Annotated in this window: 24 protein-coding genes and 1 pseudogene; 6 read left to right on the plus strand and 19 right to left on the minus strand. The window is 41.7% G+C overall.

Going from position 1 to position 24,474, the window contains the following annotated elements; all coding sequences use genetic code 11:
* Nucleotides 1-155: 155 nt before the first annotated feature.
* Complete coding sequence (locus tag VB740_RS06180; protein ID WP_323199173.1) at nucleotides 156-1,805, minus strand: Ppx/GppA phosphatase family protein; 1,650 nt, start codon at nucleotides 1,803-1,805, stop codon at nucleotides 156-158.
* Between the two features lie 485 nt (nucleotides 1,806-2,290).
* Here VB740_RS06180 and VB740_RS06185 point away from each other — a divergent pair, with 485 nt between their 5' ends.
* Nucleotides 2,291-3,172 carry a 4-hydroxybenzoate solanesyltransferase gene (locus VB740_RS06185; protein ID WP_323199174.1) on the plus strand — a complete coding sequence of 294 codons (882 nt, stop codon included), beginning with the start codon at nucleotides 2,291-2,293 and terminating at the stop codon, nucleotides 3,170-3,172.
* A gap of 115 nt (nucleotides 3,173-3,287) precedes the next feature.
* On the plus strand, nucleotides 3,288-4,055 hold the full coding sequence (locus tag VB740_RS06190) for a DsbA family protein (RefSeq protein ID WP_323199175.1): 768 nt from the start codon (nucleotides 3,288-3,290) through the stop codon (nucleotides 4,053-4,055).
* Nucleotides 4,056-4,274: 219 nt separating this feature from the next.
* Here VB740_RS06190 and VB740_RS06195 read toward each other — a convergent pair whose 3' ends face one another.
* The 6 genes from VB740_RS06195 to VB740_RS06220 form a co-directional block, all read right to left on the minus strand.
* Complete coding sequence (locus VB740_RS06195; protein ID WP_323199176.1) at nucleotides 4,275-4,721, minus strand: thioesterase family protein; 447 nt, start codon at nucleotides 4,719-4,721, stop codon at nucleotides 4,275-4,277.
* 111 nt (nucleotides 4,722-4,832) lie between these two features.
* Nucleotides 4,833-5,222 (minus strand): tautomerase family protein, encoded by a 390-nt coding sequence (locus tag VB740_RS06200; RefSeq protein WP_323199177.1) that lies wholly within the window; start codon nucleotides 5,220-5,222, stop codon nucleotides 4,833-4,835.
* Between the two features lie 4 nt (nucleotides 5,223-5,226).
* Nucleotides 5,227-5,814 (minus strand): TetR/AcrR family transcriptional regulator, encoded by a 588-nt coding sequence (locus VB740_RS06205; protein ID WP_323199178.1) that lies wholly within the window; start codon nucleotides 5,812-5,814, stop codon nucleotides 5,227-5,229.
* A gap of 164 nt (nucleotides 5,815-5,978) precedes the next feature.
* Nucleotides 5,979-6,641 (minus strand): cadmium resistance transporter, encoded by a 663-nt coding sequence (locus VB740_RS06210; protein WP_323199179.1) that lies wholly within the window; start codon nucleotides 6,639-6,641, stop codon nucleotides 5,979-5,981.
* A gap of 242 nt (nucleotides 6,642-6,883) precedes the next feature.
* Nucleotides 6,884-7,846: a cysteine synthase A gene (cysK, locus tag VB740_RS06215; protein WP_323199180.1), complete on the minus strand. Its 963-nt coding sequence runs from the start codon at nucleotides 7,844-7,846 to the stop codon at nucleotides 6,884-6,886.
* Nucleotides 7,847-7,864: 18 nt separating this feature from the next.
* The gene (locus VB740_RS06220) at nucleotides 7,865-8,347 is read right to left on the minus strand and encodes an Rrf2 family transcriptional regulator (protein ID WP_323199206.1); all 483 of its coding nucleotides are present in this window, start codon (nucleotides 8,345-8,347) and stop codon (nucleotides 7,865-7,867) included.
* A 214-nt stretch (nucleotides 8,348-8,561) separates the two neighbouring features.
* Here VB740_RS06220 and cysE point away from each other — a divergent pair, with 214 nt between their 5' ends.
* Both cysE and VB740_RS06230 read left to right on the plus strand, forming a co-directional pair.
* Complete coding sequence (cysE, locus tag VB740_RS06225) at nucleotides 8,562-9,287, plus strand: serine O-acetyltransferase (RefSeq protein ID WP_323199181.1); 726 nt, start codon at nucleotides 8,562-8,564, stop codon at nucleotides 9,285-9,287.
* A 119-nt stretch (nucleotides 9,288-9,406) separates the two neighbouring features.
* Nucleotides 9,407-9,997: a Crp/Fnr family transcriptional regulator gene (locus VB740_RS06230; RefSeq protein ID WP_323199182.1), complete on the plus strand. Its 591-nt coding sequence runs from the start codon at nucleotides 9,407-9,409 to the stop codon at nucleotides 9,995-9,997.
* A 312-nt stretch (nucleotides 9,998-10,309) separates the two neighbouring features.
* On the opposite strand, the gene VB740_RS06235 is transcribed toward VB740_RS06230, so the two are convergent.
* The 6 genes from VB740_RS06235 to purE all read right to left on the minus strand — a co-directional run bounded on the left by VB740_RS06235 (nucleotide 10,310) and on the right by purE (nucleotide 15,554).
* On the minus strand, nucleotides 10,310-10,576 hold the full coding sequence (locus VB740_RS06235) for an NIL domain-containing protein (protein WP_323199183.1): 267 nt from the start codon (nucleotides 10,574-10,576) through the stop codon (nucleotides 10,310-10,312).
* A 142-nt stretch (nucleotides 10,577-10,718) separates the two neighbouring features.
* Nucleotides 10,719-11,594, minus strand: a complete 876-nt coding sequence (gene cysW, locus VB740_RS06240) for a sulfate ABC transporter permease subunit CysW (protein ID WP_323199184.1) — start codon at nucleotides 11,592-11,594, stop codon at nucleotides 10,719-10,721.
* The gene (gene cysT, locus VB740_RS06245) at nucleotides 11,584-12,441 is read right to left on the minus strand and encodes a sulfate ABC transporter permease subunit CysT (RefSeq protein WP_323199185.1); all 858 of its coding nucleotides are present in this window, start codon (nucleotides 12,439-12,441) and stop codon (nucleotides 11,584-11,586) included. Before cysT ends, cysW begins: the two co-directional genes overlap by 11 nt.
* A 120-nt stretch (nucleotides 12,442-12,561) precedes the next feature.
* Entirely contained in the window at nucleotides 12,562-13,707 is a 1,146-nt protein-coding gene (locus VB740_RS06250; RefSeq protein ID WP_323199186.1) for a sulfate ABC transporter substrate-binding protein, read from the minus strand.
* Between the two features lie 313 nt (nucleotides 13,708-14,020).
* A complete protein-coding gene (locus VB740_RS06255) occupies nucleotides 14,021-14,800 on the minus strand; it encodes a class II glutamine amidotransferase (protein ID WP_323199187.1) in 780 nt (259 codons plus the stop codon).
* A gap of 235 nt (nucleotides 14,801-15,035) precedes the next feature.
* Nucleotides 15,036-15,554 carry a 5-(carboxyamino)imidazole ribonucleotide mutase gene (gene purE / locus VB740_RS06260; RefSeq protein WP_323199188.1) on the minus strand — a complete coding sequence of 173 codons (519 nt, stop codon included), beginning with the start codon at nucleotides 15,552-15,554 and terminating at the stop codon, nucleotides 15,036-15,038.
* 159 nt (nucleotides 15,555-15,713) lie between these two features.
* Here purE and nagA point away from each other — a divergent pair, with 159 nt between their 5' ends.
* Nucleotides 15,714-16,934 carry an N-acetylglucosamine-6-phosphate deacetylase gene (gene nagA, locus VB740_RS06265; protein WP_323199189.1) on the plus strand — a complete coding sequence of 407 codons (1,221 nt, stop codon included), beginning with the start codon at nucleotides 15,714-15,716 and terminating at the stop codon, nucleotides 16,932-16,934.
* A 148-nt stretch (nucleotides 16,935-17,082) separates the two neighbouring features.
* On the opposite strand, the gene VB740_RS06270 is transcribed toward nagA, so the two are convergent.
* The 3 genes from VB740_RS06270 to VB740_RS06280 form a co-directional block, all read right to left on the minus strand.
* On the minus strand, nucleotides 17,083-18,207 hold the full coding sequence (locus VB740_RS06270; protein WP_323199190.1) for a site-2 protease family protein: 1,125 nt from the start codon (nucleotides 18,205-18,207) through the stop codon (nucleotides 17,083-17,085).
* A gap of 163 nt (nucleotides 18,208-18,370) precedes the next feature.
* Complete coding sequence (locus VB740_RS06275; RefSeq protein WP_323199191.1) at nucleotides 18,371-19,204, minus strand: sulfurtransferase; 834 nt, start codon at nucleotides 19,202-19,204, stop codon at nucleotides 18,371-18,373.
* 46 nt (nucleotides 19,205-19,250) lie between these two features.
* Nucleotides 19,251-19,682 carry a DUF6220 domain-containing protein gene (locus VB740_RS06280; protein ID WP_323199192.1) on the minus strand — a complete coding sequence of 144 codons (432 nt, stop codon included), beginning with the start codon at nucleotides 19,680-19,682 and terminating at the stop codon, nucleotides 19,251-19,253.
* Between VB740_RS06280 and VB740_RS06285 the strand changes: the two are divergent.
* A pseudogene (locus VB740_RS06285) lies at nucleotides 19,658-20,008 on the plus strand (helix-turn-helix domain-containing protein); the annotation flags it as partial. The gene VB740_RS06280 and the pseudogene VB740_RS06285 sit on opposite strands and share 25 nt — an antisense overlap.
* Nucleotides 20,009-20,470: 462 nt before the next feature.
* Here the strand turns inward: VB740_RS06285 and VB740_RS06290 are convergent.
* The 3 genes from VB740_RS06290 to VB740_RS06300 all read right to left on the minus strand — a co-directional run bounded on the left by VB740_RS06290 (nucleotide 20,471) and on the right by VB740_RS06300 (nucleotide 23,928).
* The gene (locus VB740_RS06290; RefSeq protein WP_323199193.1) at nucleotides 20,471-20,932 is read right to left on the minus strand and encodes a hypothetical protein; all 462 of its coding nucleotides are present in this window, start codon (nucleotides 20,930-20,932) and stop codon (nucleotides 20,471-20,473) included.
* 27 nt (nucleotides 20,933-20,959) lie between these two features.
* Entirely contained in the window at nucleotides 20,960-22,798 is a 1,839-nt protein-coding gene (locus tag VB740_RS06295; protein WP_323199194.1) for a bifunctional serine/threonine-protein kinase/formylglycine-generating enzyme family protein, read from the minus strand.
* A gap of 323 nt (nucleotides 22,799-23,121) precedes the next feature.
* A complete protein-coding gene (locus VB740_RS06300; RefSeq protein WP_323199195.1) occupies nucleotides 23,122-23,928 on the minus strand; it encodes an ABC transporter permease in 807 nt (268 codons plus the stop codon).
* Nucleotides 23,929-24,474: the final 546 nt, after the last annotated feature.

The following is a 24,474-nucleotide window of genomic DNA, read 5'->3' on the forward strand; positions in this document are numbered from 1 at the left end:
GAAAAGATACGTAGGGTGCGTTAGCGACAGCGTAACGCACTATTACCAGGGATTCTACAATACTTAACTTTGTTCAAAAATCAAATAGTAATCCTATATGTGCGTTTATACTTTATCCAGTAGGCGCGTTAACGCAGTGTAACGCACCCTACTTTCTAAGACAATTTAGCAACGCTAGACTTTTCTAAATTCGCTACTAATTTCACTTCAAATTCTTCTTCAAAGACTCCTTTTTTATAATCTAAGCTCCAAAGTTCTAAAGCACAATCATCATCACGTTGAGATGGAAAAATCAGCAAGTTAACCTGCTGAAATTGTTCATAATACTCACATTGTACTTGAGCGATCGCACCAATTTGCCGTCTATCTAATGCCACTGCCAATCTCAGAATTGCACTCAATTGACTGATCATTTGTCGCTGGTGTTTAGTCAGCGACATCTGGTAATTTTCATGTTTTTTCTTGGGCGGTGATTTGCGATGATAACGCGCTAAATTGGCAATGATTTCAATCTCGGTTTCTGTATAACCAAGTAATTCTCCATTGCGAATTAAATAGTAAGAGTGCTTGTGATGAGACGAATGGCTGACATAATGACCGCAATTGTGCAATATTGCGGCTGCCCATAACAGTTGTCGCTCGTCAGATCCCCAGTGATGTAACGTACCTTGAGTTTGGTCAAATAAACTCTGGGCAAATGTTGCGACGCGATCGCTATATTCTAAATTGACGTGGTATTTATTAGCAAGTTTTAAAACATTGCGTTCCCGAACTGAACTTTGGTAGCGCAGTTTATCTTCAATTAAACCATGCGTTAGCATCCAGTCTACAATTACGCCCTCCCTCAGAGAACGCTCACAAACTGTAACCGATTCACTACCCAAGAGAGTCATTGCTTCCTGTAATATCACTGCGCCAGCGAGTATAACTTCAGCCCGCTTATCTGGCATACCGGGAATCGCAGCCCTTTCTGAGTTACTCAGTTTCCGCAAGCGATTTACCAACTCTTGCAAGTCTTTAAGACTGAACTGGTAGCCATTGAGAGTGGAAGGAATAACACCCGACTTTTCTCGTGCATGAATCATTGCCAGGGTTTCAATCGTGCCAGATGTACCTACCAAACGGGGAGATTCCCCAGACTCCAGGTTTGTTAGTATCTCATCTCCGGAACGTTCTAACATCCCGCGTGTATAAGATTGTAGGTATTGAAACTCAGTGTTGCTGATCGGATCAGTGGTAATTAATTCGCTAGTGAGTCGCACTGCACCGACTTTGGTACTAGTGAGAGTGCGTGCTTGATGACTATCGCCCAAAACTAACTCTGTAGAACCACCGCCAATATCAACAATCATCTGGGGCTGGTTGTGAAATTCCATCCCCGATAGTACGCCAAGGTAGATTCGTCGCGCTTCTTCTTGACCAGAAATCAAGTCAACGCTTAAACCCAACTCCGTTTTTACTCTGTGCAAAAAATCTTTACCATTGGGGGCTTCCCGTACGGCACTAGTTGCCACAGCAATGATACTTTCAGCGTTGATAGTTTTGGCAACTTCTTGGAAGCGTCCTAAAGCTGCGATCGCTTTTTCAATGATCTCTGGTTTAAGTTCCCCAGTTTTAAGATTGCGATCGCCTAGTCTTACAGTTTCTTTTTCTTTAGCAATAATGCTGAAAGCTGGTAGTGTGGGATCAATCTTGACTACTACCATGTGTAGAGAATTTGTTCCCAAGTCAATGGCAGCAATAATCCGATGTTGCTTAGGTGGTTGAGTTGGAACACTCTCCCAGCTAGAAACTAAATTCAGCATCTAGTTTTCTCTCTTTATAAGAAATGATGGCAAACGGTGATATGTCGGGATAGCTGGCATTGATATTTGTTGCAACACACTAGTACGGCAAGGCGGAAGTCAAAAGTCAAAAGTCAAAAGTCAAAAAGCTTTAATTTTAGGCTTTCTGGCTGTAATGAAATAGTAGGCTTATTTCCGCCGAACTGTACTAGCTTAAACTGAGTACTGAGTAAAATAAAAAATACTCAGCACTCTTTCTATTTGGTCGAGGGTAACTGAGCTAAGTATATTGCCCATACTGCTTTTAACCGCAGTGACTATTTAAAGATATTTAAAGTTGCCACTTTAGGTTATCTTTTTACAAATAACAAATAACGTTATTCTATAGATGTAAAGATGTGTGAATTAGGGAATAAAGAGCAGGGAACAAGGGAAAAGAGTTTCTCCCCTCTCAGGCTCTTTTCAATTCCCCATTCCCCATTCCCCATTCCCCACTCCCCAATTCTATGTTAAGGACGCCAGAACGCCCCCAGCAACCAGTTTGGCTTGTAATTATCCGGCTCTTGCGCTGGCATAAACCAGAAGGACGGTTAATTTTAATGATTCCTGCCCTTTGGGCTGTATTTTTGGCAGCTTCTGGGAAACCACCTTTACCTCTGGTTGGTGTGATTATATTGGGTACTCTGGCCACAAGTGCGGCTGGGTGTGTTGTCAATGATTTGTGGGATCGGGATATTGATCCAGAAGTGGAGAGAACACGCGATCGCCCCCTCGCTTCTCGTGCCTTGTCTGTAAAAGTGGGGATTGTAGTTGCGATCGTATCGCTAGCATGTGCAGCTATCTTGGCTTTTTATCTTAACCCCCTAAGTTTCTGGTTATGCGTGGCAGCAGTGCCTGTAATTCTCCTTTATCCAGGCGCAAAGCGGGTGTTTCCTGTGCCGCAACTGGTACTTTCCATCGCTTGGGGTTTTGGCGTGTTGATTAGCTGGAGTGCAGTTACACAAACCATCACTCAACCAACTTGGTTACTTTGGGGTGCGACTGTACTATGGACACTGGGATTTGATACAGTTTACGCTATGAGCGACAAGGAAGACGATCGCCGCATTGGTGTTAAGTCTAGCGCTCTATTTTTTGGGAATTATGCTCCTGTAGCTATTGGAATTTTCTTTGCTGGCACAATCTTGTTATTGGCTTGGTTAGGTGTACTCATACATCTGCATTTGGCTTTCTGGATTAGTCTTGCAGTTGCTACTATCGGATGGGTTTGGCAGTTTCTGCGATTAAGACAGCAAGACTTACCTAATCCTGTTTATGGGGAGATGTTTCGGCAAAACGTGTGGATTGGGTTTATTTTACTTACTGGGATGATTGCTGGCTCTTTGTAATCAGTAAAAAAGGAATTCCATAACTTTAATTATGGAATTTTAAATTTAAGCGTACTCTTAAGTCGTAGCGACTGTGAGTCTATGGTTTAAACAAAAAATATTTATGAGTTTTTGTATGGGTACATTATTTAATTGGTTTAGTCCCTTATTTCAGCATCTACGTACTTGGACAGCAATAGGTCTGCTACTTTTGGCTGTTACCTTGCCGTTTCCTGCACAAGCTGCTAGCCGCATTGATCCGCAGTTAGAACAGCAAGTATTACAAATTATCCGCGAACATCCAGAGGTGATTATTGAAACAGTTCAAAGTTACCAACAGCAACAGCAACAGAAAGTAAAGCAATCACAGCAAACATTCTTACAGGATTTGAAGACGAATCCTCAAACAGTGATTGGTGAGTCTCCTACTACAGGTTCTGCTCAATCCAAAACTCTACTAATAGAATTTTCGGATTTTCAATGTCCCTACTGTGCTGAGGCGCATAAAACATTGAAAGAATTGTTAGCAAAGTATCCAGATAAGATAAGATTAGTTTACAAGAATTTACCGCTGGTTTCAATTCATGCTGAAGCATTACCAGCTGCAAAAGCAGCTTGGGCAGCATATCAGCAGGACAAGTTTTGGGAATATCATGATGCGCTATTTACTAATCAGAAGCAGTTAGGTGAGGCGTTATATTTAAATATTGCTAAAAATCTGAATCTGGATTTGAGTAAATTTAAACGCGACCTAGCTCTTGCTGCTCCCGCAATAACAAAAGATGTTCAGCTAGCTGAGAAATTGGCTGTTTCTGGCACACCTTTTTTTGTAATTAATAGTCCTACTTTTTCAGGAGTGGTGCAGTTAGCAGATATCGAAAGTATATTGACTGGTGCTAAGTAAATTAGTATAGGAGGAATCCGCTTTGATTTCTGAAATGATTTGCGTGGGTAGGCAATAGGCAATAGGCAATAGGCAAGAGGAAAGAAAGCTTCCTAGTTGTACTGAGTTTTTCCAGAAATCAAATACTAGCCCTATAAACTCAACCCACTGTTAGCGGCCAGCTTACCTTAAAAAGGAAAGTTAGGGAAGATGAAATCTTAACCCAAGCAGATTACTTTATCAATAATCTTTGAAATTATCTTTTTGATGTTCTAAATATTTCTTCTGTAATTCCTCTGGAATGGCAATAGGACGATTATTTTGTAAACTGACAAAAGTGCCCTTCTGGGTAGCCACGGCTGCTAACTCATCGTTAGATAAAATTTCCGCTTGCACAGTCCACTTTAACCGCCCTAAATTACTTACCCATAAACGCCCAATTACTTGATCAATAATCTTTATCGGACGTTTATATTCAATTTCAGTTCCAGCTAGAACAGGCGCATATCCTTGCTCAATTTGTTGATTGAGTTGCCAGTGTTCATCTAAAAACTTTAAACGTAAATCCTCTAGCCATCTGATATACACAATATTACTCACGATTCCCATAAAATCAATGTCGTATGTTTTTACAGGAATTTCTAATACTACTTCTAATGGTCTATGCAACTTGTTATTTACTAGCATTATTTATCTCTATGTTTTTAAAACCGATCGGTCTGTAAATTTATAAAAAATTTATTCTTTTCAAGTATGGGTAATTATTAATTGCCTAATAACACATTAGCCACAATAATTTCAAACTTCTATTTTGTAGTTTAAGATTAGCTCGTCGCCAGGGAAACCTCTAATCCCCCAGTTATATTTAGGCGTTTCAAAAATTGTGATTTCAATATCGTACACAGGAATATTCAACTTTTCATTGATATTTTTAATTAGTAGTCGAATCAACTGTTTCTTTGTCTCTACCGAGCGCCCCTGAAACATACTAATTTCGATAATCAAATAATTTTCTGACCGATCAGATGGATAATAAAAATCTGTTTTATCCATTGGGAAAAAGCGGTGAAATCTTTTTTCAGGGCTAACGTTTAAAACCTCAATAACCGAGGCATGAATTATATTTGATAGCTCTGTTTTAACAGGATTTAATTTATCTGCCAAACCATATAACTTGATTTGTACCATACATTTAAAGGTGAGTTTCTAAGTATTCATTCAGGTGATTAATTACCCTGTGCATGTGAATTGAATCTCCATAAAGCTTGCTCATCATTACTGCTCCTTCTAGCGTTGCAATTATGATGGTAGCGATTTCATCAGCGCTCACTTCAGGGCGAATTTCATTCTTTTCAATTCCCGTTTCAATAATTCGACGAATCAAATTCAGCCAAGAGTTCATCGCTTGTTGAGCACGTTCCCGTAATGCCGGATGAGCATCATCACTCTCCACGGCAGTATTCAGCAATGGACACCCTCCCTTGATAGGTGGATTTTCTGCGAAGCTACTAAATACGCCAATGATTGCTTGCAGGCGTTCTACTGCATGGCGTTTGCTTCGTAATGCAAATCTAATATGCTGGCTGATGCGAGCGATCGCAAAGTCAAAAGCCTGTAGTGCGAGATCATCTTTGCTTTGGAAGTGATTGTAAATTCCTCCTTTCTGCAATCCTGTAACACGCATAATGTCTGACATTGATGAGCCTGCATACCCCTGTTGGTTAAACAGTTCGGCAGCTTGGTGGAGAATTCTGCTTTTTGTTTCTTCGCCTTTGGACATTACAGCGATTTTTAGATGAGTAGACTAAGCAAAGTAGGCAGTAGTGTAGTTTATTGAACTGAAAGTTGCTGTAAATGAAATATTACCGACCGAATGGTTTGATAAACCTATCATGATAGTTGCTTGCAAGTCAAGCTTTCTTCAGCGTTTACCCATGAACTCGATTAATTTCTTACCCAAGGCAGTAGAGTGAACGTACCTCGTTCATACATAATGAACAGACCCAAGCCAATCAACACAAAAGGTATGATAGCTTTACCGTAGCGACTTAAAATATAAGCAATGGTAGGTTGACGGCTTAAAAAATAAGCGATCGCACACCAAACTCCTACCATGATAAAAAATATACTTAGAATTACTCCCAAGCTGGCAAGACCATGACCAGCGAATAAAGGGATATATATACTAATATTGTCACCACCATTGGCAACAGTTACTGCTGCTACTTTATAGGTTTGAGGGTGCAAAATATTTAAAATAAAAGACAATACGGGGTTCGTAGGTGTGGGCTGCTTAAAATCACTACTGACTGTCTGAACTGTTGTAGTTTCTTCTTTTCTAGATACTAATTGTTGAGTTCCAATTGCTATTGGTAGTAGTCCTAGCAACCCTATCCATTCTCGCTGTACAACCAATCCACCAAAAAATCCTGGTAAGCTAGCGATGATAATGGCAGCAAAACCTAAATATTGACCGAGTAAGATATGCCGCCGTCGAAAATTAACATCTACTTGTGAAAAAAATATTAACAAGATAATGATGTCATCTATATTAGTAGCGATGAAGGCAATGATCCCTTCACTAAAGGTTGTACCTAGCTTACTCATGCCGGATTTTTAGAACCTACGATTTATCACCATACCAATTGAAGAAAAAGGATTGATCTGTAGGTGACAATCTCAGGGACTTCCAAGCAACAAATATCCAATCAATAGCTGTAGGGTGCGTTATGGCGTTAAGCCTAACGCACTATGTAACAGATAATAGATGAGTTATGCTGTCGTTTTAACACACGCTACTAGATAACTTATTTTTTGGAACTCCCTAAAATCTAAAATGCTATGGGTAATCAAACTTTACTCAACCACTCATTCTCCTCTGCATCTTTAAACAGTGAGGTACTGAGGTAGCGTTCGCCGGAGCTAGGCTGTATCATGACGATTAGGCGGCCTGCATTTTCTGGTCGTTGTGCCACTTGAATAGCCGCGTATAAAGCAGCACCAGTAGAAATGCCAGATAGCAATCCTTCTTCTTTTGCTAGGCGACGGCTGTAAGCGATCGCCTCCTCATCCGCTACCTGAATCACTTCATCTACCAGTTCTGGACGGTAAATTGCTGGGACAAATCCCGCACCGATACCCTGAATTTTGTGAGGACCTGATTTACCGCCAGCTAATACTGGGCTGCTGCTTGGTTCAACTGCGATCGCTTGAAAGCTCGGCTTGCGTTTTTTAATAACTTCTGCAACTCCCGTAATCGTCCCACCAGTACCCACTCCCGCCACAAGAATATCTACTTCTCCATCGGTATCATTCCAAATTTCTTCTGCTGTGGTTTGGGCGTGAACTTTCGGGTTGGCAGGGTTGCGGAACTGCTGCAACATATAAGCATTGGGCGTTTGAGCTAAAATCTGCTCTGCACGACCGATCGCTCCTCGCATCCCTTCTACCCCTGGTGTTAACTCTAGTTGAGCGCCATAAGCTTTGAGCATGGATCGTCTTTCCTGGCTCATTGTGTCAGGCATCGTTAGAATAAGATGGTAACCCTTGGCGGCTGCTACCATCGCCAGCGCAATTCCTGTATTTCCAGAAGTCGGCTCTACTAAAACGGTCTTTCCAGGGTGAATCAAGCCTGCTTCTTCCGCTGCTTCCACCATACTCGCACCAATCCTGTCTTTGACAGAAGATGCTGGATTCATGCTTTCTAGCTTCACTACAATCCGAGCAACTGCTCCTGAAGCTTGGGGAATCTTGTTTAATTGAACTAAAGGAGTTCGTCCGATTAACTCTGTGATATCTTGTGCTATCCGCATGTCTATACTCCTTGGTGACTAGATATAATACATTGGGCTTTGCTGTGCGCGAGTTTCCCTTTCCTGGCATAAGTCTTGGAGTGTATAGCAACCCAAAACTTCAATTGAGGCAGCGTTGGCTTGCTCCCAAACTTCATAAACCAAGGTCTTTTCCAGAGTCGGAGAGCCAGAGTTATTTTTCTCTTTCCGCTCACCTTCTACCAAAGTGACAATTTCTAGGATTGTGATCTGCCAAGGTTCACGAACTAAAAGGAAACCTCCTTTGGAGCCGCGTTGACTCTGCACCACACCAGCACGCCGAAGGTTGGCCAAAATTTGTTCCAGATAGCGTTCAGGTATGGGTTGCTTGGCAGTGATCTCGCTCATGGTTAGAGGAAGTTTTTTTCCGTGGTGGCTTGCCAGTTCTAAGAGTGCTAGCAGCGCGTATTCCACTTTGGAAGACAGATCCAAAAGAGCGTAGTTTTGGCTATTCAAGACTGTACTCAATATACTACGGTGAATTGAGCGACTTATCGCAGTTTATGCGAAATTAATTTTTTCAAAGTGTGGAATGTGATACTATCCCACTTAACTACCCACAAAGACACTATATACTATCGATTTACCGTAGATTATTATCTTACACAATTCCCATGAATAAGCGGATCTTTTTGTGGGAATGATCCTGAGTTTCTGTTTTCAGAGCCTCACCCACCAACGAAAACCTCAACAGAGTATGCTAATAACTGATTTGCGAACCATTTTTGAGCGTGACCCAGCAGCGCGTAACTGGCTAGAAGTATTGTTCTGTTATCCTGGACTTCAAGCGCTAGTGTTTCATCGATTGGCACACTGGCTGCATAAAATTGGAATTCCCTTCATACCTCGGTTTATCTCTCATATTAGTAGGTTTCTAACTGGCATTGAAATCCATCCTGGGGCATTAATTGGCCAGGGAGTTTTTATTGACCACGGTATGGGAGTTGTAATTGGTGAGACAGCGATCGTGGGCGATCACGCCCTAATTTATCAAGGCGTCACCCTTGGCGGGACTGGGAAAGAAAGCGGCAAACGCCATCCAACTTTAGGCTCTCATGTAGTTGTGGGAGCGGGTGCGAAAGTATTGGGAAATATTCAAATTGGCGATCGCGTCCGTATTGGAGCAGGTTCTGTGGTGCTGCGAGATGTACCCAGTAACACTACTGTAGTGGGGATTCCAGGGCGTGTGACTCGTCAGAACAACTTGTCTACCAATGTTCTGGATCATGATAAAGTACGGGACGTAGAAGCTGAAGTCATTCGCGCTTTATTTGAACGTGTCAAGGCTCTAGAGAAACAATTTGAGGAGTTGGAACAATCAAGTTTGTCTCCAACTGAGTTTTGCGACGAACAAACCGATAATGCTAAGAGCAATAATTCTGATGGGATGATTGAAGATTTTCTTGATGGCGCAGGAATTTAACTTTAGGCATGGGGGATTGGTTATTCCCCTTGTCTTCTTCATCAAATGCCCAGATGTTCTTAGAACCTGATATAAATATAATACTACGGTTAATTTATCGGAGAATAGTTTTATAAATTATGGTAGCTTTATATACGGATTTACCTAGCTTAAGCAGTAATAAGACTGAAGAGTTTTTTGCCCGTAGGTCATTTCTGCCAGAGCATGAAAACAGACTTTGGAAGATTGAAAAGGGTTTTGTCAGGACTTTTACCTATCTGGAAGATGGTACAACCGTCGCTCTAGGATTGTGGGGCCCTGGAGATGTTGTTGGTAAGGCTCTGTCAAAATTAGAACCTTACCAAATGGAATGCCTAACTAAAGTAGAGGCAACAGTCTTACCTTTAGAGGAATGGACTCAACTAACAGAAACTCTACTTACCCATATCCAACAGGCTCAAGAATTAATGGTTATTCGTAGCCATAAAAAAGTCGATACTATGCTAATCAAGCTGTTGGCATGGTTATCCAAAAAATTTGGTTCGGAAGTTGAAAAAGGACGTTTAATAGATATGCGTCTGACTCACGAAGACTTGGCGGAAATGCTCGGTTCAAGTCGTGTAACTATTACTCGTGTTCTTGGGCAGTTTGAGCAAGAGGGGCTGATTGATCGTCTTTCTCTGCACCGAATTGTGGTGCGAGAAGAAGAAATTTGGTATTACGAAATTTAGATTATTTCAGCAAAACCAGCCATCGCTATAAACGCGAGACAAATCTAGTCAAATTGGTAGCCCAAGTTTTTCTAAATAACTCAGGCTAGAGTAGAGTTGCTTTGTTTTACCCCACAAATCCAAATCAAACCAACCGTCATCTTGCGTTGTTGAAATTGAACTCGGTTTTCTTTATCCGGCAAAAACCCTGGCTTTTTGGCAAATACTTTTTCCACGTCATAGATTATCGATGAAGTTAAAAAAGTAAAACTACCGTCTCACAAAAGTTGCAGTTTAGGCGTTCACATTGCGACAAAAATGGCTAAAGTCGAGCTACCAATCTGTTGCTTTAGTGTCATCCCAGACTTCTAATTCCAAGTCGTGGAGATAGCTTAACCCGCTCTGAATTTGTGCATCTGTTCCTTGTAATTCAAGGTCAAACCAACCATCACCAACAGCATTGGCTCCCAAAATCGCTGCCGTGATATTTACAGTCAGTCCACAGTCAGATACTAGGCGAGAAATTACAGGTTCCTGGTGATAATCTTTGGGAATTCTTAGTCGAATCCGTTTGTTGGTAAGCATATTGTCACTAGTCATGATTGTCACTAGCCGTAGAGGGGAGTGGGGAGTGGGGAGTGGGGAACAGAGGAGGCAGGGGAGACAAGGGGACAAGTTTCTTCCTTGTCTTTTCCCAATGCCCAATGCCCTATGCCCCATGCCCAATGCCCCATACTTAAACCTATTCAACATCTTTAATGCGGGTTTTCCGTTCGAGAATTTCCTTGAGCACCAAGGTTACTACTGCTAACAATGCTAATAGTACAGCCGCAGAGAAGGCAGCTTCGGTTTCATATTGTTTGTAAGCGTCTTCTACAAATAGTGGTAGGCTCTGGGTTTGAGACGCAATGTTGCCAGATACCACCGAAACCGCGCCGAATTCACCCATTGCTCTGGCATTGGTCAAAATTAAACCGTAGAGTAAGCCCCAACGGATACTAGGCAAGGTGACGCGCCAAAATATTTGCCAATCTTTCGCACCTAAAGTTCTAGCAGCTTCTTCTTGATCCTTACCAAATTCTTCTAAAACAGGAATTACTTCCCGCGCTACAAAGGGCATACTCACGAAGGCTGTAGCTAACACCATACCTGGAAAGGCAAAGATTATTTTGATATCATGAGCCTGAAGCCAAGGGCCAAACCATCCATTGCGTCCATAAAGTAGCACAATCATCAATCCTGCGACTACGGGCGAGATGGAAAAGGGCAAGTCAATAATGCTCAAAACAACGGCGCGTCCGGGAAATTTATGACGAGCGATCGCCCAAGCTGCACATAGCCCAAACACAGTATTCACAGGCAGAGAAATCAAAGCCAGCAATAGTGTTAGCCAAGCTGCATGGATAAAAGCTGGTTGCGACAAGTTGGATAGAAATGGCCCAACTCCTTTGCTGAAGGCTTGGGTGAAAACGTTGATTGCCGGGATATATTGAACTAGGGCTAAATAGGCGATCGCTATCCCAATTAAAAGTATTGGCACCCAACTTTTCTGCTCTTTAGGCTTGGCTGTATGTGTATCAGATGCAGATGAGTGAAAACTTGGCTTATCAAGTGTCATATCGCCTTGCCCATGCTTGTAAGAAATTAATTGCCAATAGCAGTACCAAGGAAATTGATAGTAAAACTATGCCAATTACTGTTGCACCAGAATAGTCATACTGCTCTAATCGCTGGAAAATCAGCACAGGTGCGATTAAATCTTGATAGGGTGTATTGGAAGAGATAATCACAGTTGAACCATATTCCCCAACTGCACGGGAGAAACCCAAGGCAACACCAGTTAAAATTGTCGGAAATAAAGGTGGCAAAATCACTTTCCAAAAGGTCTGCCATTGAGAAGCACCCAGACACCAAGCAGCTTCTTCTATTTCCTGTTCCATTTCCTGAAGCACTGGTTGCACAGTTCTCACGATAAAAGGTAGTGAGATAAATATCATTGCCACCGCTACTCCCGTGCGGGTAAAAGATACTTTAATCCCTAAAGGTGCTAGTAAAGAACCTAACCAGCCGTTATTGCTGTAAACTGTTGCCAAAGTTAACCCTGCTACCGAAGTTGGTAGTGCAAAAGGTAAATCTACTGTGGCATCAATCAAGCGTTTTAAGGGAAAGTCGTAGCGAACCAGAACCCAAGCAATTAGAGTACCAAAAATGCCATTAAGGAAGGCAGCAAATAGCGCTGTAACAAAAGTGACATTGTAGGTGGCTAATGCAATATCACTGGTCGCGATCGCCCAAAATCTCGCCGGAGGTTCCGTACTTGCTTTCAGGAACATGGCAGCTATGGGGATAAACAACATCACTGTCAGATATCCTATAGTGATTCGCCAAGTCCAGGGAACTCGCCCCAATCTCTTCCAGAATGGCGTTTTGCGTTCAACTTCCAAAGAAGGAGATACAGTTGTCATAGTTTAAAATTCAAAAGAAGTTTTTTGTCAGCATTCGTAATTGTTAATTCGTAATTCCTATAGGACTTACGCACACTCTACGAACTACGAACTACGAATTACGAATTACGAATTATTTAGTTACCGTCTCTTTTGGGCTTGAATCTTGTCAAATACAGCCCCATCTGCGAAGAACTTCTGATCAATTGCTTCCCAACCGCCGAAGTCTGCAACTGTACCCAAAGTTTTCACCTTGGGAAATTTATCTGTAGCAGCTTTAGTTTGGGCTACTTCTTCATTTGCAGGACGGAATCCTAATTTAACAAACTCCTCCTGTGCTTCTGGAGTATAGAGGAATTTGACAAAACCTTCAGCAACTTCGCGGTTGCCGTGCTTATCGACATTTTTATCTACCACTGCGATCGGGTTGTCGATAGATATATTCACATCGGGAACGATATAATCAACTTTTTCGCCTTTTTGTTGTGCCAGAATAACTTCGTTTTCGTAGTTAATCAAGACATCCCCTTGGCCCTGCTTGGCAAATGCATCAATGGCTTCCCGCGCATCTTTGGTCAAGATTGGCACATTATTGTAAACCTTGGTGACAAACTCTGTAGCTTTAGCTTCATCACCACCGGTTTTAATTACAGAGTTCCAAAGTGCTAAGAAATTCCAGCGAGCAATGCCTGACGTTTTCGGATCAGCAGTAATTATTTTTACATCGCCTGTAGCCAAATCTTCCCAGGTCTTAATGCCTTTAGGATTACCTGAGCGAGTTATTAGCGCCGCTACAGATTTGGAGACGATCGCATTGTTGGGAACTTCTTTCTCCCATCCTGGTTGAATCAATCCAGCCTTCTCAATCTTTTGGGTGTCTCCAGCTAGTGCCAGGTGGACAATATCTGCTTCCAAACCATCGATAACCGCACGAGTTTGGGAGCCAGAGCCACCATAGCTTTGCCTGAAGACAACAGTTTGGTTATGGTCTTTTTTCCACTGTTCTACAAACTTAGGAATGATGGCTTCGTGAGCTGCTTTGGTAACTGCAAAAGAAACCAGGGTTAGTTCAACATTATCCTTAGTTGCAGCCACAGGACTCGCAGTAGGGGCTTCCGTGGAAGAGTTACTCCCAGTTCCACCAGAGCAGGCGGCAAGCGCCACACTCAAAACAGTCCCTACCAAAAAGAGTGATACAAAGCCTTTGAGCGAATTCAGCCTGAACCGATTGGTTCTATGTTCAGCGAGCGCTTCTAATGTTTTCAATAGGCGTTGCCACAAACTCATTCCATTTCCTCCACTAAATCTACAAATAATTGATGGGAATACAGTTATATAGTGTTTATAATACTGGATGATTCCATATATGTAGTTGCAAACACCAAAAAACCTCACATTCTTTATCGAGAATATGGTGATTCTACCAGTTCTGTGAAAAATTACAATTGTTTTATTTTCAACTCTCAAATTGTCATCATAATTCGCTACCTAATGGATCAAGCAAATTGCTAGGGAATGGCTAATTAGCGATCGCCTTTTCTCAAAAAACAAAACCCATCTAGAAATTATCTAAATGGGAAAAATTAGCAACTACTTATTTTTAACTGAATGTATATTTCAGGGGCAGCCCATCCTGAAAAACTAGTAATTCTCCCGGTTGAATTTTTGTCCAGATTTCGTTGTCAGTGAGGGGTGTGGTGGCAATGACAGCGACGCGATCGCGTTCAGTAGTCACCTCCCGAAAATCTACTGTCATGTCTTGATCAATTAAATGGGCAGCTGCAAAGGGTGCTTGGCGGACAATGTAACTGAGCTTAGTTGAGCAATAAGCAAAAAAGTGGACTCCATCTGATAATAAGTAATTAAATATACCCAGCTTCGCAATTACAGCAGTAATTTCTTGCAGCACTAGGTACAGTTCCTTGATGTCAGGCTTACCCTGGGGAAAACGCGATCGCAGTGTTTCTAGCATCATACAGAATGCCTTTTCACTATCGGTATCACCTACGGCTTGATAAAAGCCCAAATTTTCCGGTTCAAAATCTGGCAAATTACCATTGTGGGCAAACACCCAATATTGACCCCACAATTCTCTGCGGAAAGGATGGCAGTTGTGTAGGGCAACTTCACCCTGAGTAGCTTTACGGATATGGGCTATGACATGGGTTGAGTGGATGGGATAACTCCGAACAAACTCCGCTACCGGAGAAGCAACAGAAGGTTGGGCATCTAAAAACATTCGACATCCCTTTCCTTCAAAGAAAGCAATGCCCCAACCATCGCTATGATCATCCGTTTTTCCTCCCCGTGCAGAAAACCCTTCAAAAGAAAAGCAAATATCCGTTGGAACATTGCAATTCATTCCGAGCAGTTGGCACATGGATATTGCAACTCTAAATTTTTGACTAAGGCCTCAGCATCAAGATACTTCAGAATGCTGCATTGATTCTGGAGCGATCGCTTCAATCTTGGAATTTAATTGGGCATTGGGCATGGGGCATTGGACATGGCTCAAGATCAATCAATAGTTCTTCTTCCCCTGCTCCTCCTGCTCACTCATCCCCCTCATCTCCCCTGCTCTGCTGTTAAGATTTCTTACCAAATTACGAATTATCTTAAAGCATTTGCTTTAAATATTGCTCATAGCCAAGTTGTTCTAGCTTTTGTTGCTTTGCAATTACTGATTCACATAAGGTTTGACGATATTGCTGCACTTTTTCTAGCAATTCTGGTTGCCCAGTTGCGAGGATTTGTACTGCTAAAAGTCCGGCATTTTTGGCATTACCGATCGCCACTGTTGCCACAGGAATCCCCCCAGGCATTTGTAAAATAGAATACAAAGAATCTACACCTTGTAAGTTACGGGTGGGCACAGGAACACCAATGACAGGAAGTGGAGTTAAAGACGCTACCATTCCAGGCAGATGGGCAGCACCACCTGCACCAGCAATAATCACTTTAATACCGCGTTGGTGTGCAAGTTGAGCATATTGCACCATGCGTTCTGGAGTACGGTGAGCAGAAACGATCGCCACTTCACTCTCTACGCCAAATTCTTCACAAACTGCGATCGCGTCTTTCATGGTGGGCAAATCGGAATCGCTGCCCATGATAATACCAACTAAGGGAGTCATAATAATTCAAAATTTAAAATTCAAAATTCAAAATTATTTGAGCTAGCTTATGGAAGCTAGGTAATGCCGATAATCATCTCATCTATTGGTGTTATTTGAATTGATTTATTGAGATTGGTTGCATTTAAAATCAGATTTAGCTATCTTCTCGTCAGTGTGATGACCCAAGCAACACAAAATCCTGTAGATATTATCAATGCTAGAGTGCCTGGTTACAAAGATTTGCAAATGCTCTTGGTTAACCAAGAAGGCATAATTGAGGAAATCTTGCCAATGGGTACGGTAGGGATGGACAGATGTGTGTCCTTACTAGATGTAGCCGGTGACTGGATTTCTCTAGGCGGCGTTGATTTGCAAATTAACGGTGCTTTGGGATTGGCATTTCCTGAATTATCGGCTGAAAATGCTCACTTATTAAGGAAAATCTCACGATTTTTGTGGAATGTCGGGGTAGATGGGTTTTTACCTACACTTGTGACAACTTCAGTAGAAAATATTCAGCGATCGCTTGCTATTATCGCTGAGGTTCTGCCCAGTCAACAAGCTGGAGCCAAGATTCTTGGAGTACATTTAGAAGGTCCATTTTTAAATTACCAAAAGCGCGGCGCTCACCCAGCAGAGTATTTGTTACCTCTAACAATTGACGAGGTAAAGCGGGTTTTGGGTAATTATGCCCATGTTGTGAAAGTCATCACCTTAGCACCGGAGTTAGATTTCACTGGCGAAGTAATTCCATATTTGCGTTCTCTGGGAATTATTGTCAGTTTAGGGCATTCTCAGGCAACATCTGCCCAAGGGCAACGTGCCTTTGATGAGGGCGCAACGATGGTAACTCATGCTTTCAACGCCATGCCAGCATTACATCACCGCGAACCAGGATTATTAGGGGCAGCAATTACCCATCCTAATGTAATGTGTGGTTTTATTGCTGATGGTGAACACGTTTCGCCCATGATGCTGCAAATTTTACTTCGCGCTAGCAATTACGAAAAAGGGCTGTTTCTTGTCAGCGATGCCCTTTCACCTCTGGGGCTACCCGATGGGGTGTATCCTTGGGACAGCCGACAAATTGAAGTTAAGAACGGTACGGCACGACTTGCCGATGGCACTTTGTCGGGGACAACTTTACCCTTATTGGTGGGAGTGCAGAATTTGGTGAAGTGGGGAATTTGTGATGTAGAAAGTGCAATTTTACTAGCGACTAATGCACCTAGAAAAGCGATTGGTTTACCAGGAATTGCCAAGAATCAACCCGCTAATTTATTACGCTGGCATTGGGATGAGACTAAAAAAGAATTAACTTGGCAACGTGTTCTTACCGCAGAGATGGTGAAGGAGGCAGGGGGCAGGAGGCAGGAGGCAGGGGGCAAGGGGCAGTAGGTAGTAGCAGGGGGTTGAGAATTTATCTGTTGCTTTTGCTCTCAACCTCATTTAATACCAAGCACGTCACCCTTATGGGTGACGTGCTTGGTGTTAGTAATATTTTGCCCCGCAACAACCTCAATGGCAGTTGATTCTCCTAATTGAACTATGCAGGGTTAGGTTGGGTTCGGCTTTGAAGTAGCTGGATAATAGCAGCTTTTTCTAAGATTCCAACTAGAACGCCATTTTCACGAATCACAGGAAGCACAGATACCTTTTGTTGTTCGAGTAACTGCATGACTTCCAGCAGAGGTTGATCTGATTGGACTGTGGTGGATTCGGCAATTGGTCGCATGACTTCTTTTACTTGAGTTTCTGACCACAGTGCTGTTGGGATGGTTCGTAAATTATCAACAGCGATCGCACCTACTAATTGTCCATCATCATCAGTCACTAAGAACCGATGCCAGTTTTGCCCACTTATAACTCGCTCATCGGCAAACTCTCTTAGGGTCAGATTAGCAGATACAATCGGGCTATCATGAGTTACAGCATCTTCGGCTGTCAAACCTGTGAGTTTTTCTTGCACTCTGGCAAATTGAGCCGCATTACCAGCATTTTGCAACAAGAAGAAGCCAATTAATAAGTTCCAGAAGTTACCAGCGTTGCCAAATAATACTAGGGGAACTAAACCTGAAAGAATTGCTACCCAACCAAAGATTTGCCCAACTCGACTAGCAAAGGTCACACCTTTGTAAGGATTGCCTGTAATTTTCCAAACTATAGCTTTCAGTATATTTCCGCCATCTAAGGGCAAGCCAGGAATCAGGTTAAACAGGGCTAATGCCAAGTTAACAGAAGCTAGAACACCAAGAATCGCCGCTAACGGGCCTGATGCAGTAGTAGTAACACCAATAGCTGTAACGATACCGCATAGGAGTAAACTTACTAAAGGGCCTGCGATCGCTACCCAGAAAGCTTCACCTGGGGTTTTTGACTCTTTTTCTAAGCTGGCTAAACCGCCAAATATAAATAGAGTAATAGATTTGACATCAATCCCCTGACGAATCGCAACGAAACTGTGGCCTAATTCATGGGCGACGACAGAGGCAAATAACATCAGCGCTGTCATCAGTCCTAGTAGCAAAGCTAATCCCGCAGATAATTGGGGAAATTGCGCCCCCAATCCACTGCTATAGCTCCAAGTGACCAAACCCAGAACTAAAAACCATGACGGATGGATATAGAAGGGAATTCCGAAGAGATTACCAACGCGAATTGTGCCATTCATGTCGTTCACCTTTGATTTCAGCTTCGAGAGGTTTGTTTTCGTCCTTCTCGATGTCTTTAGTGTAACGAAAGGTTAAGAGGTTTTAATCTTTCTAACGGTAGTGGTGTCCGTCTGTAAAGGTGCGGTTATTGGTAATATTTGGGATTATCCCAATTATCTCTCACTAGCTCTCGATAGCTACATCAGGCAGGCGGCTCCACTCATTCCAAGAGCCATCATAATTCCGAACATTCGGATAATCTAATAAATACTTCAAGACAAACCAGGTATATCCAGAACGCCCACCTATGGCACAGTAGGGAAACACTTCCTTATCAGCCGTAATGCCCTTACTGGTATAAAGATTTTTCAATTCGTCGAATGATTTAAAAGTGCCATCCTCATTGAGAGTCAAGATATGATCAAGATGGACTGCACCTGGAATATGTCCAGTAAGTTGATCTGCTTTTGGTGGCTGATCGAAAAACCACTCGCCACTGTATTCTTGAAGTGTTCGGACATCTAACAACACGCAATTGCTTCGACCAATTGATGCTTTAACTTCATCATGTAATACTCTAAGACCCGCATCAGTAGCTTTGGCACGGTAATCAGTAGCAGAAAACGTGGATAACTCAGTTGCTAGCCGACGACTTTCTGACTTCCATTTTTGATAGCCGCCATTGAGAACTTTTACATTTTTATGCCCAAAAACTTGCAATAACCAGAAAATCCAGGCTCCGGTTCCAGGATAACTGCCATAGGGAATCAATGTCGTGTCATTGGTGATGCCTGAACGTGCCATCAGCTTCTCAAAAGCTCCCGTATCCCAATTCATTTTAAAATCGGGCAATAGTAAATCTCTAAAGAAGTTCCAGAAGATAGCACCAGGTATGTGAGCATTTTTGTACGGTTCTGGACTGATATCCACTTCAATAATGTGGATGTTTGGATCGTTGAGATGACTTGCTAGCCATTGAGTATCAACGAGAACGGATGGATCAGCGTATTGAGACATTTATATTTCTCCTGTAATAGCGCTAAAAGAATTGAAAGTTACAGTTTTAATCTTGGTTGTGGTTGGGAAATACGATGTGTGATGTCCGATGAACTAGGGTTGTAGAAATAGAAAATAAGGAAAAGCCGATGAGTGGGTGGAAAACCGCTAAAGGAAAAGAAGTCTTCAAGTGAATTGTGAGAAATTGCAGCCCCAGCAGTACTGGAATACCTGCTGTCAGGCTCTGGACTCTTGGGGGAAATGGCATCAAAAACACCCAAATCAACAAAATTAGTGAGAGTCCGCTATATCCTCGCACCAGCCAAATATGTAGGTTCCACCAATCAGAGTTATAAAAGTAAGCCATTCCAACACTGAATACTTGGATTGCTAAACAGAGATTGAAAAACACTACTGCAATAAAAAAGCTGATTTGAATCCAGCGCCCGGATATCTGTGTATCATCAATGCCAGACCCGTAAGCAAGGAATGCCTGCATTCGACTCACAAAATCTCACAGATTTGAGTGCCCTTTGTCTGCACATTTCTACTTGGGTGGCAATGGCGCGACTGCAACAACCACTACTATTACAGACAGAGCGTTTAACGCCTCGTGAATTGCAAATTGCTTCCTTAGTGGCTCAAGGACAAACCAATGCAGAAATTAGTGCTGAACTTTGGATTACTGAAAACTCTGTCAAGCAAGCCTTAAAAAGGATGTTTCGGAAGCTTGAGGTTTCATCTCGTACTCACATGGTTGCAAAGCTTTCCACATATGTTACGTCGTCTAGCCGTCTAAAGATTTACTTTATAAATGGTCTCTAAGCATGAGTTCTATATCATAATAATGATACAACAACGCTGGTAGAGGCATGCAGGGCGAACGCACAGTATTTCTAAAACCCCTGCTGTATAAGGATTTTGACGAAAAAATAGGCTAAATTTAAAAACGCCAAAACCCTTGCTATTAAAGGATTTTTGTACTTTAGATGCGTTTGCCCTGGTAGAGGCATGGCAGTGCCCATTGGTGTCAACTTAATGTAAAAACCATGTCCCACAAGGAACTGAAGTTCCTTGCTAATAGCTCAAGTCATCTTTTGATGACTAAATAATCCGAAAAATCTTTAGTCTACTTCAGTAGACTTTAGCTATTAGCCTAGAACTTTAGTTCTAGGCGGGTGAGGAAGCTTTCAGTTAAGCTACTTTTAGCTTAAGTTGACACCAATGAGCATTGCTGTGCCCCTACAAAATTCTATGCAATTGAGAACCGCTATATTACTTCTTGTTTCACAGACTTGTTCTAATCCACCAGCTTACTTTCTCTAAATTAGAATTTATTTCTTGCCAAAAGCTGGCTGATGAGTCTGCTTCTCTAGCTGCTGCGAGTATTTTATCTATGCTGTAAAAGTTGTTTTGAATAACCTGTTTATCAAGTTTAGGAATGTCTAATTTCAGATATTTCAGACGGTTGGGTAACTCTACTTTCTCTTTTGGCGGCAAGTTAGGAAGCTGATAAACTTGTCCTATAATTTTGTCTATGGCTACAATGGTTTCTTCAATACTCGGCTTTTTAGTTTCTAATTGTAAATCTTTCTCTTCAAAGGTTTCTTCTTGATTACCTAACTTTACCATTACTATTTTGACGAAGAAAATATTGTAATCAACCTCGCTGACTTCACCCACTTGATGATGATATTTTCCACTCTTATTTATAAGTACTCTGTCACCTTTCTCAATTCTGTCCTTCATGATTTCTCCAGCCTTGGAATTAGATTGCTAAATAATCTCCTCTACGGAAAATACTACTCTAAAGCCACAAACCCTCAGCCCACCGTCTGACTCATTCCAGCTACGGCTAGCGCTGCGACACAGTTCGGCGTTGAAACTCCAAGAACCGCCGCGTAGCACTCGGCGATTAACATCACCGCCAACTTCCCAAGCTGTTCCATCTGAGGGTGCATTGCTGTAATTGTTGTGCCACGAATCAGCGCACCATTCCCAAACTAACCCGTGCATATCGTACAATCCAAAGGCGTTGGCAACTTCAAAACTGCCGACGTTAGTTGTCTCTTTACGGAATTTGCTTTTTGGTTCGATAGTGCAACTGACTAACTCAGAGGTAATGGTTTCGCCAAAGTGGAAGGATGTTGTAGTTCCAGCCCGACAAGCATATTCCCATTCAGCTTCACTCGGTAAACGATAGTCACGTCCAGTTTTTTCTGATAGTCTGAGACAGAATTCTACAGCCTCATACCAAGATACATTTTCTACTGGTCTATCTAAACCTTTGAATTTTGATGGATGGGGATTTAAAGCTTGTTTGACTTTAGGTAAAGCTGCTACTACTCTCCACTGTGCTTGAGTTACCGGAAATTTCCCCATAAAAAATGGTTCGACGGTAACTTTGTGCCGAGGACGTTCGTCAGCGTCTCCTTCAAACTCTGGTGAACCCATCATGTAAGTACCGCCAGGAATCGATACCATTTCTAATGTGACAGACTTACCTAATTCTTCGGCAAAGAAGTTTGCATTACTAGTCATGCGGTTTACTTCTCTACCACCTGTGTCTACTGTTACTACGTCAAATTCAAAGGTTTCTAAGGGGGGTAATGGTACTATTACTTTTTCTGGTAGCGGCGGTAATATGGGTTGAGACATCGAAACAATTTTAAGGGCAACAGGTTCAATGTTCAATGTTGCAAATTTCAAATCGTTGAGAACTTCTACTGCTGTTTGATACCTTTCACTTGGTAGATGTTTTAATAATTTATCTAAAATTTTCCCTAAGTCGTCGCTTATATTAATACCTTTTTCTTGTAGACGCTCACGCCAAAACCACTTAGCATTCATGGCATCATAAATAGGATCATTAACCTGTCCAGAAGCATCCTGCAACGGCAAACATCGAGTTAAAAGACGCACGCAAGTTACACCTAAAGCATACAAATCACTGCCGTGACAAGCAAATCCAGCCATTTGTTCGGTTGGGGCATAACCAAGGGTATAAATTACTGTAGCTTGTCTTCCTATACTGGTTTGTGTTACCTGTTTAGCACCGCCAAAGTCAATTAATACGGGTTTTCCATCACTTGCACGGCGAATAATATTTTCTGGTTTGATATCCCGATGAATGACATTATGAGTATGAATGAATTGCAGTACTGGCAATAAGTCAGTTAAAAGTTTCCAAATTTGTGATTCACTATAGTTTTGTTGCTGAACTTCCTGTAAGAGGGTTTTTCCTTGAATAAATTCTTGTACGAGATATAAACTAGCACCTTGTTCAAAGTAAGCTAGTAATCTGGGAATTTGGGTATGATTTTCTCCCAGTTCATACAACCGAAAAGCTTCTTCTTTGAAAAATTCTGCTGCTTTAGTACGTTGTCCTGTTCCTTGAAACTGTGGGAAAAATTGCTTGATGACGCAAGGCGCGTTTAGTCTGTCTACATCTTCTGTAGCATAGGTTCTACTAAATCCACCTTCACCTAAAAGTCTCAATACGCGGTAACGGTTTCTTAGAAGTTTGCCAAAGTTGCTTTGTCCGCAACTCACGCAAAATCTATTGCTATCAGAGTTGAATGGATTTGAGCAATTGGGATTTTGGCAGATTTGCATAATGAGGGGGAAATAGCATCTTCTCCAAAGTTAGCCCCAATATTATCTAATTGAAAACAGTTATGTAGAGAAGCGAACACGGAATTTTTTATATGTGCTTAAACTTCCTTACGAATGAAGATTATATATTTGTTTATCTGGGAACATTTATAAATATTAGTAAATATAAATACATGAGGACAACGGATGTAGAAATGTTACATTGCAACGGCTCTTTTAATATAGCTTTTGTTTGCTAATCGAAAAAGTTCACGGAGAACCAACTCATCCATAATTTATTGCCTATTGCCTTATCCCAACGACAATTATTTACGCCAACTTACTTATGAGCTTTTATTCTCTCCAGAAATGCGAATTAATTCAGCTACAAGAGCCGCGATCGCAGATACTGAAATCAACATCACACTTAAAGCGTTAATATCAGGCTTGACCCCTGTTCTAATCCGGCTAAAAATCTCCATTGGCAGGGTGTTATAACCGCTACCAGCAGTAAAACTGGCAATGAGAAAGTCATCTAGGCTGAGAACAAAAGCTAAGAGACAACCAGCTACAATCCCAGGCATTAATTGAGGTAGCAATACTTTAATGAAAGCTTGCGTTGGTGTAGCGCCTAAATCTAGTGCTGCTTCTTCTAAGTGAGGATCTAAATTGGTCAGTCGTGAAGAAACCACAAGTCCGACGTATGCCAGACAAAACACAATATGGGCTGCAACTATCGTCCACAAACTCAAAGGGATGGCAAAGGCCGCTAGCGATACTAGGGTAGCCACTGCGATCGCAATATCGGGAATAATCAATGGTAGGTAAGCAACACCCCGATACAATTTCTTCCCAGGAAATTGGTAACGCGCCAACCCTACCGCCATTAAGGTTCCCAGCACTGCTGAAATACCGACAGCACAACCAGCAACTATCATACTGTTTTGCAAAGCTGATAAGATGCGATCGTCACTGAACAACTTGCCATACCAATCGAGAGTGAATCCTTGCCAAGTAGCACTGTAGGGCGACTGATTAAAGCTATAAAAGCCAAGTACCAGTATGGGCAGGTACATGAACACAAACATAATCAGCGAGAAAACCGCCTGCCATGAGACACGCGGTTTTTTGAGAGATGGAGAGATGTTCACGTTTATATTTGATTTTTAATTGATAGCAACACAAAATATCATATTTAATGTAATAAGTCAATGATATAACTCTCTTTTCTGCCTTTTGCTTACTAGGAACCCAACTTATGGGGGTAGAAAAAATTAAGTCCTAGTACCGCAAGGCGAAATTCAACTCCTTCTGGGAATTAAAAATGAAGAATTAAAAATTAAAAATTTAGGAATTTTTCTCAATTTTTGCGGATTTCTATAGATTGTTACCTTTAAAAACTTGGATAGGACTTCTAATAAAAATTGCTACTTCTGATTTGAAACTACTTAACTTTAGCAACATCTGTCTTTTGGATGACTACAGGTTATCCTTTAGAGTACGGAAAGCCGCCCAAAAAGTAACTATACGTTTTTTCATTTAAATAACATTTGTAAATCGGATATTTTTCAGCCAATAGGAGACATTTATCCCTCAATATCATCATTTAGTCGATATTTTAACGGTTTTAAAAACTTATTAGTTATAAAATAATCTCTATTTAAAATTACAATAAATCATCAATAATTTATAATTTA

Origin of the sequence: Nostoc sp. UHCC 0251, from assembly GCF_034932245.1 — a bacterium.
Taxonomy (GTDB): domain Bacteria; phylum Cyanobacteriota; class Cyanobacteriia; order Cyanobacteriales; family Nostocaceae; genus Nostoc.

Bases quoted from the DNA above. Each gene is read 5' to 3' on its own strand.
- VB740_RS06180 (WP_323199173.1), bottom strand. From the start codon at position 1,805: ATGCTGAATTTAGTTTCTAGCTGGGAGAGTGTTCCAACTCAACCACCT.
- VB740_RS06185 (WP_323199174.1), top strand. From the start codon at position 2,291: ATGTTAAGGACGCCAGAACGCCCCCAGCAACCAGTTTGGCTTGTAATT.
- VB740_RS06190 (WP_323199175.1), top strand. From the start codon at position 3,288: ATGGGTACATTATTTAATTGGTTTAGTCCCTTATTTCAGCATCTACGT.
- VB740_RS06195 (WP_323199176.1), bottom strand. From the start codon at position 4,721: ATGCTAGTAAATAACAAGTTGCATAGACCATTAGAAGTAGTATTAGAA.
- VB740_RS06200 (WP_323199177.1), bottom strand. From the start codon at position 5,222: ATGGTACAAATCAAGTTATATGGTTTGGCAGATAAATTAAATCCTGTT.
- VB740_RS06205 (WP_323199178.1), bottom strand. From the start codon at position 5,814: ATGTCCAAAGGCGAAGAAACAAAAAGCAGAATTCTCCACCAAGCTGCC.
- VB740_RS06210 (WP_323199179.1), bottom strand. From the start codon at position 6,641: ATGAGTAAGCTAGGTACAACCTTTAGTGAAGGGATCATTGCCTTCATC.
- cysK (WP_323199180.1), bottom strand. From the start codon at position 7,846: ATGCGGATAGCACAAGATATCACAGAGTTAATCGGACGAACTCCTTTA.
- cysE (WP_323199181.1), top strand. From the start codon at position 8,562: ATGCTAATAACTGATTTGCGAACCATTTTTGAGCGTGACCCAGCAGCG.
- VB740_RS06230 (WP_323199182.1), top strand. From the start codon at position 9,407: ATGGTAGCTTTATATACGGATTTACCTAGCTTAAGCAGTAATAAGACT.
- VB740_RS06235 (WP_323199183.1), bottom strand. From the start codon at position 10,576: ATGACTAGTGACAATATGCTTACCAACAAACGGATTCGACTAAGAATT.
- cysW (WP_323199184.1), bottom strand. From the start codon at position 11,594: ATGACACTTGATAAGCCAAGTTTTCACTCATCTGCATCTGATACACAT.
- cysT (WP_323199185.1), bottom strand. From the start codon at position 12,441: ATGACAACTGTATCTCCTTCTTTGGAAGTTGAACGCAAAACGCCATTC.
- VB740_RS06250 (WP_323199186.1), bottom strand. From the start codon at position 13,707: ATGAGTTTGTGGCAACGCCTATTGAAAACATTAGAAGCGCTCGCTGAA.
- VB740_RS06255 (WP_323199187.1), bottom strand. From the start codon at position 14,800: ATGTGCCAACTGCTCGGAATGAATTGCAATGTTCCAACGGATATTTGC.
- purE (WP_323199188.1), bottom strand. From the start codon at position 15,554: ATGACTCCCTTAGTTGGTATTATCATGGGCAGCGATTCCGATTTGCCC.
- nagA (WP_323199189.1), top strand. From the start codon at position 15,714: ATGACCCAAGCAACACAAAATCCTGTAGATATTATCAATGCTAGAGTG.
- VB740_RS06270 (WP_323199190.1), bottom strand. From the start codon at position 18,207: ATGAATGGCACAATTCGCGTTGGTAATCTCTTCGGAATTCCCTTCTAT.
- VB740_RS06275 (WP_323199191.1), bottom strand. From the start codon at position 19,204: ATGTCTCAATACGCTGATCCATCCGTTCTCGTTGATACTCAATGGCTA.
- VB740_RS06280 (WP_323199192.1), bottom strand. From the start codon at position 19,682: ATGCAGGCATTCCTTGCTTACGGGTCTGGCATTGATGATACACAGATA.
- VB740_RS06290 (WP_323199193.1), bottom strand. From the start codon at position 20,932: ATGAAGGACAGAATTGAGAAAGGTGACAGAGTACTTATAAATAAGAGT.
- VB740_RS06295 (WP_323199194.1), bottom strand. From the start codon at position 22,798: ATGCAAATCTGCCAAAATCCCAATTGCTCAAATCCATTCAACTCTGAT.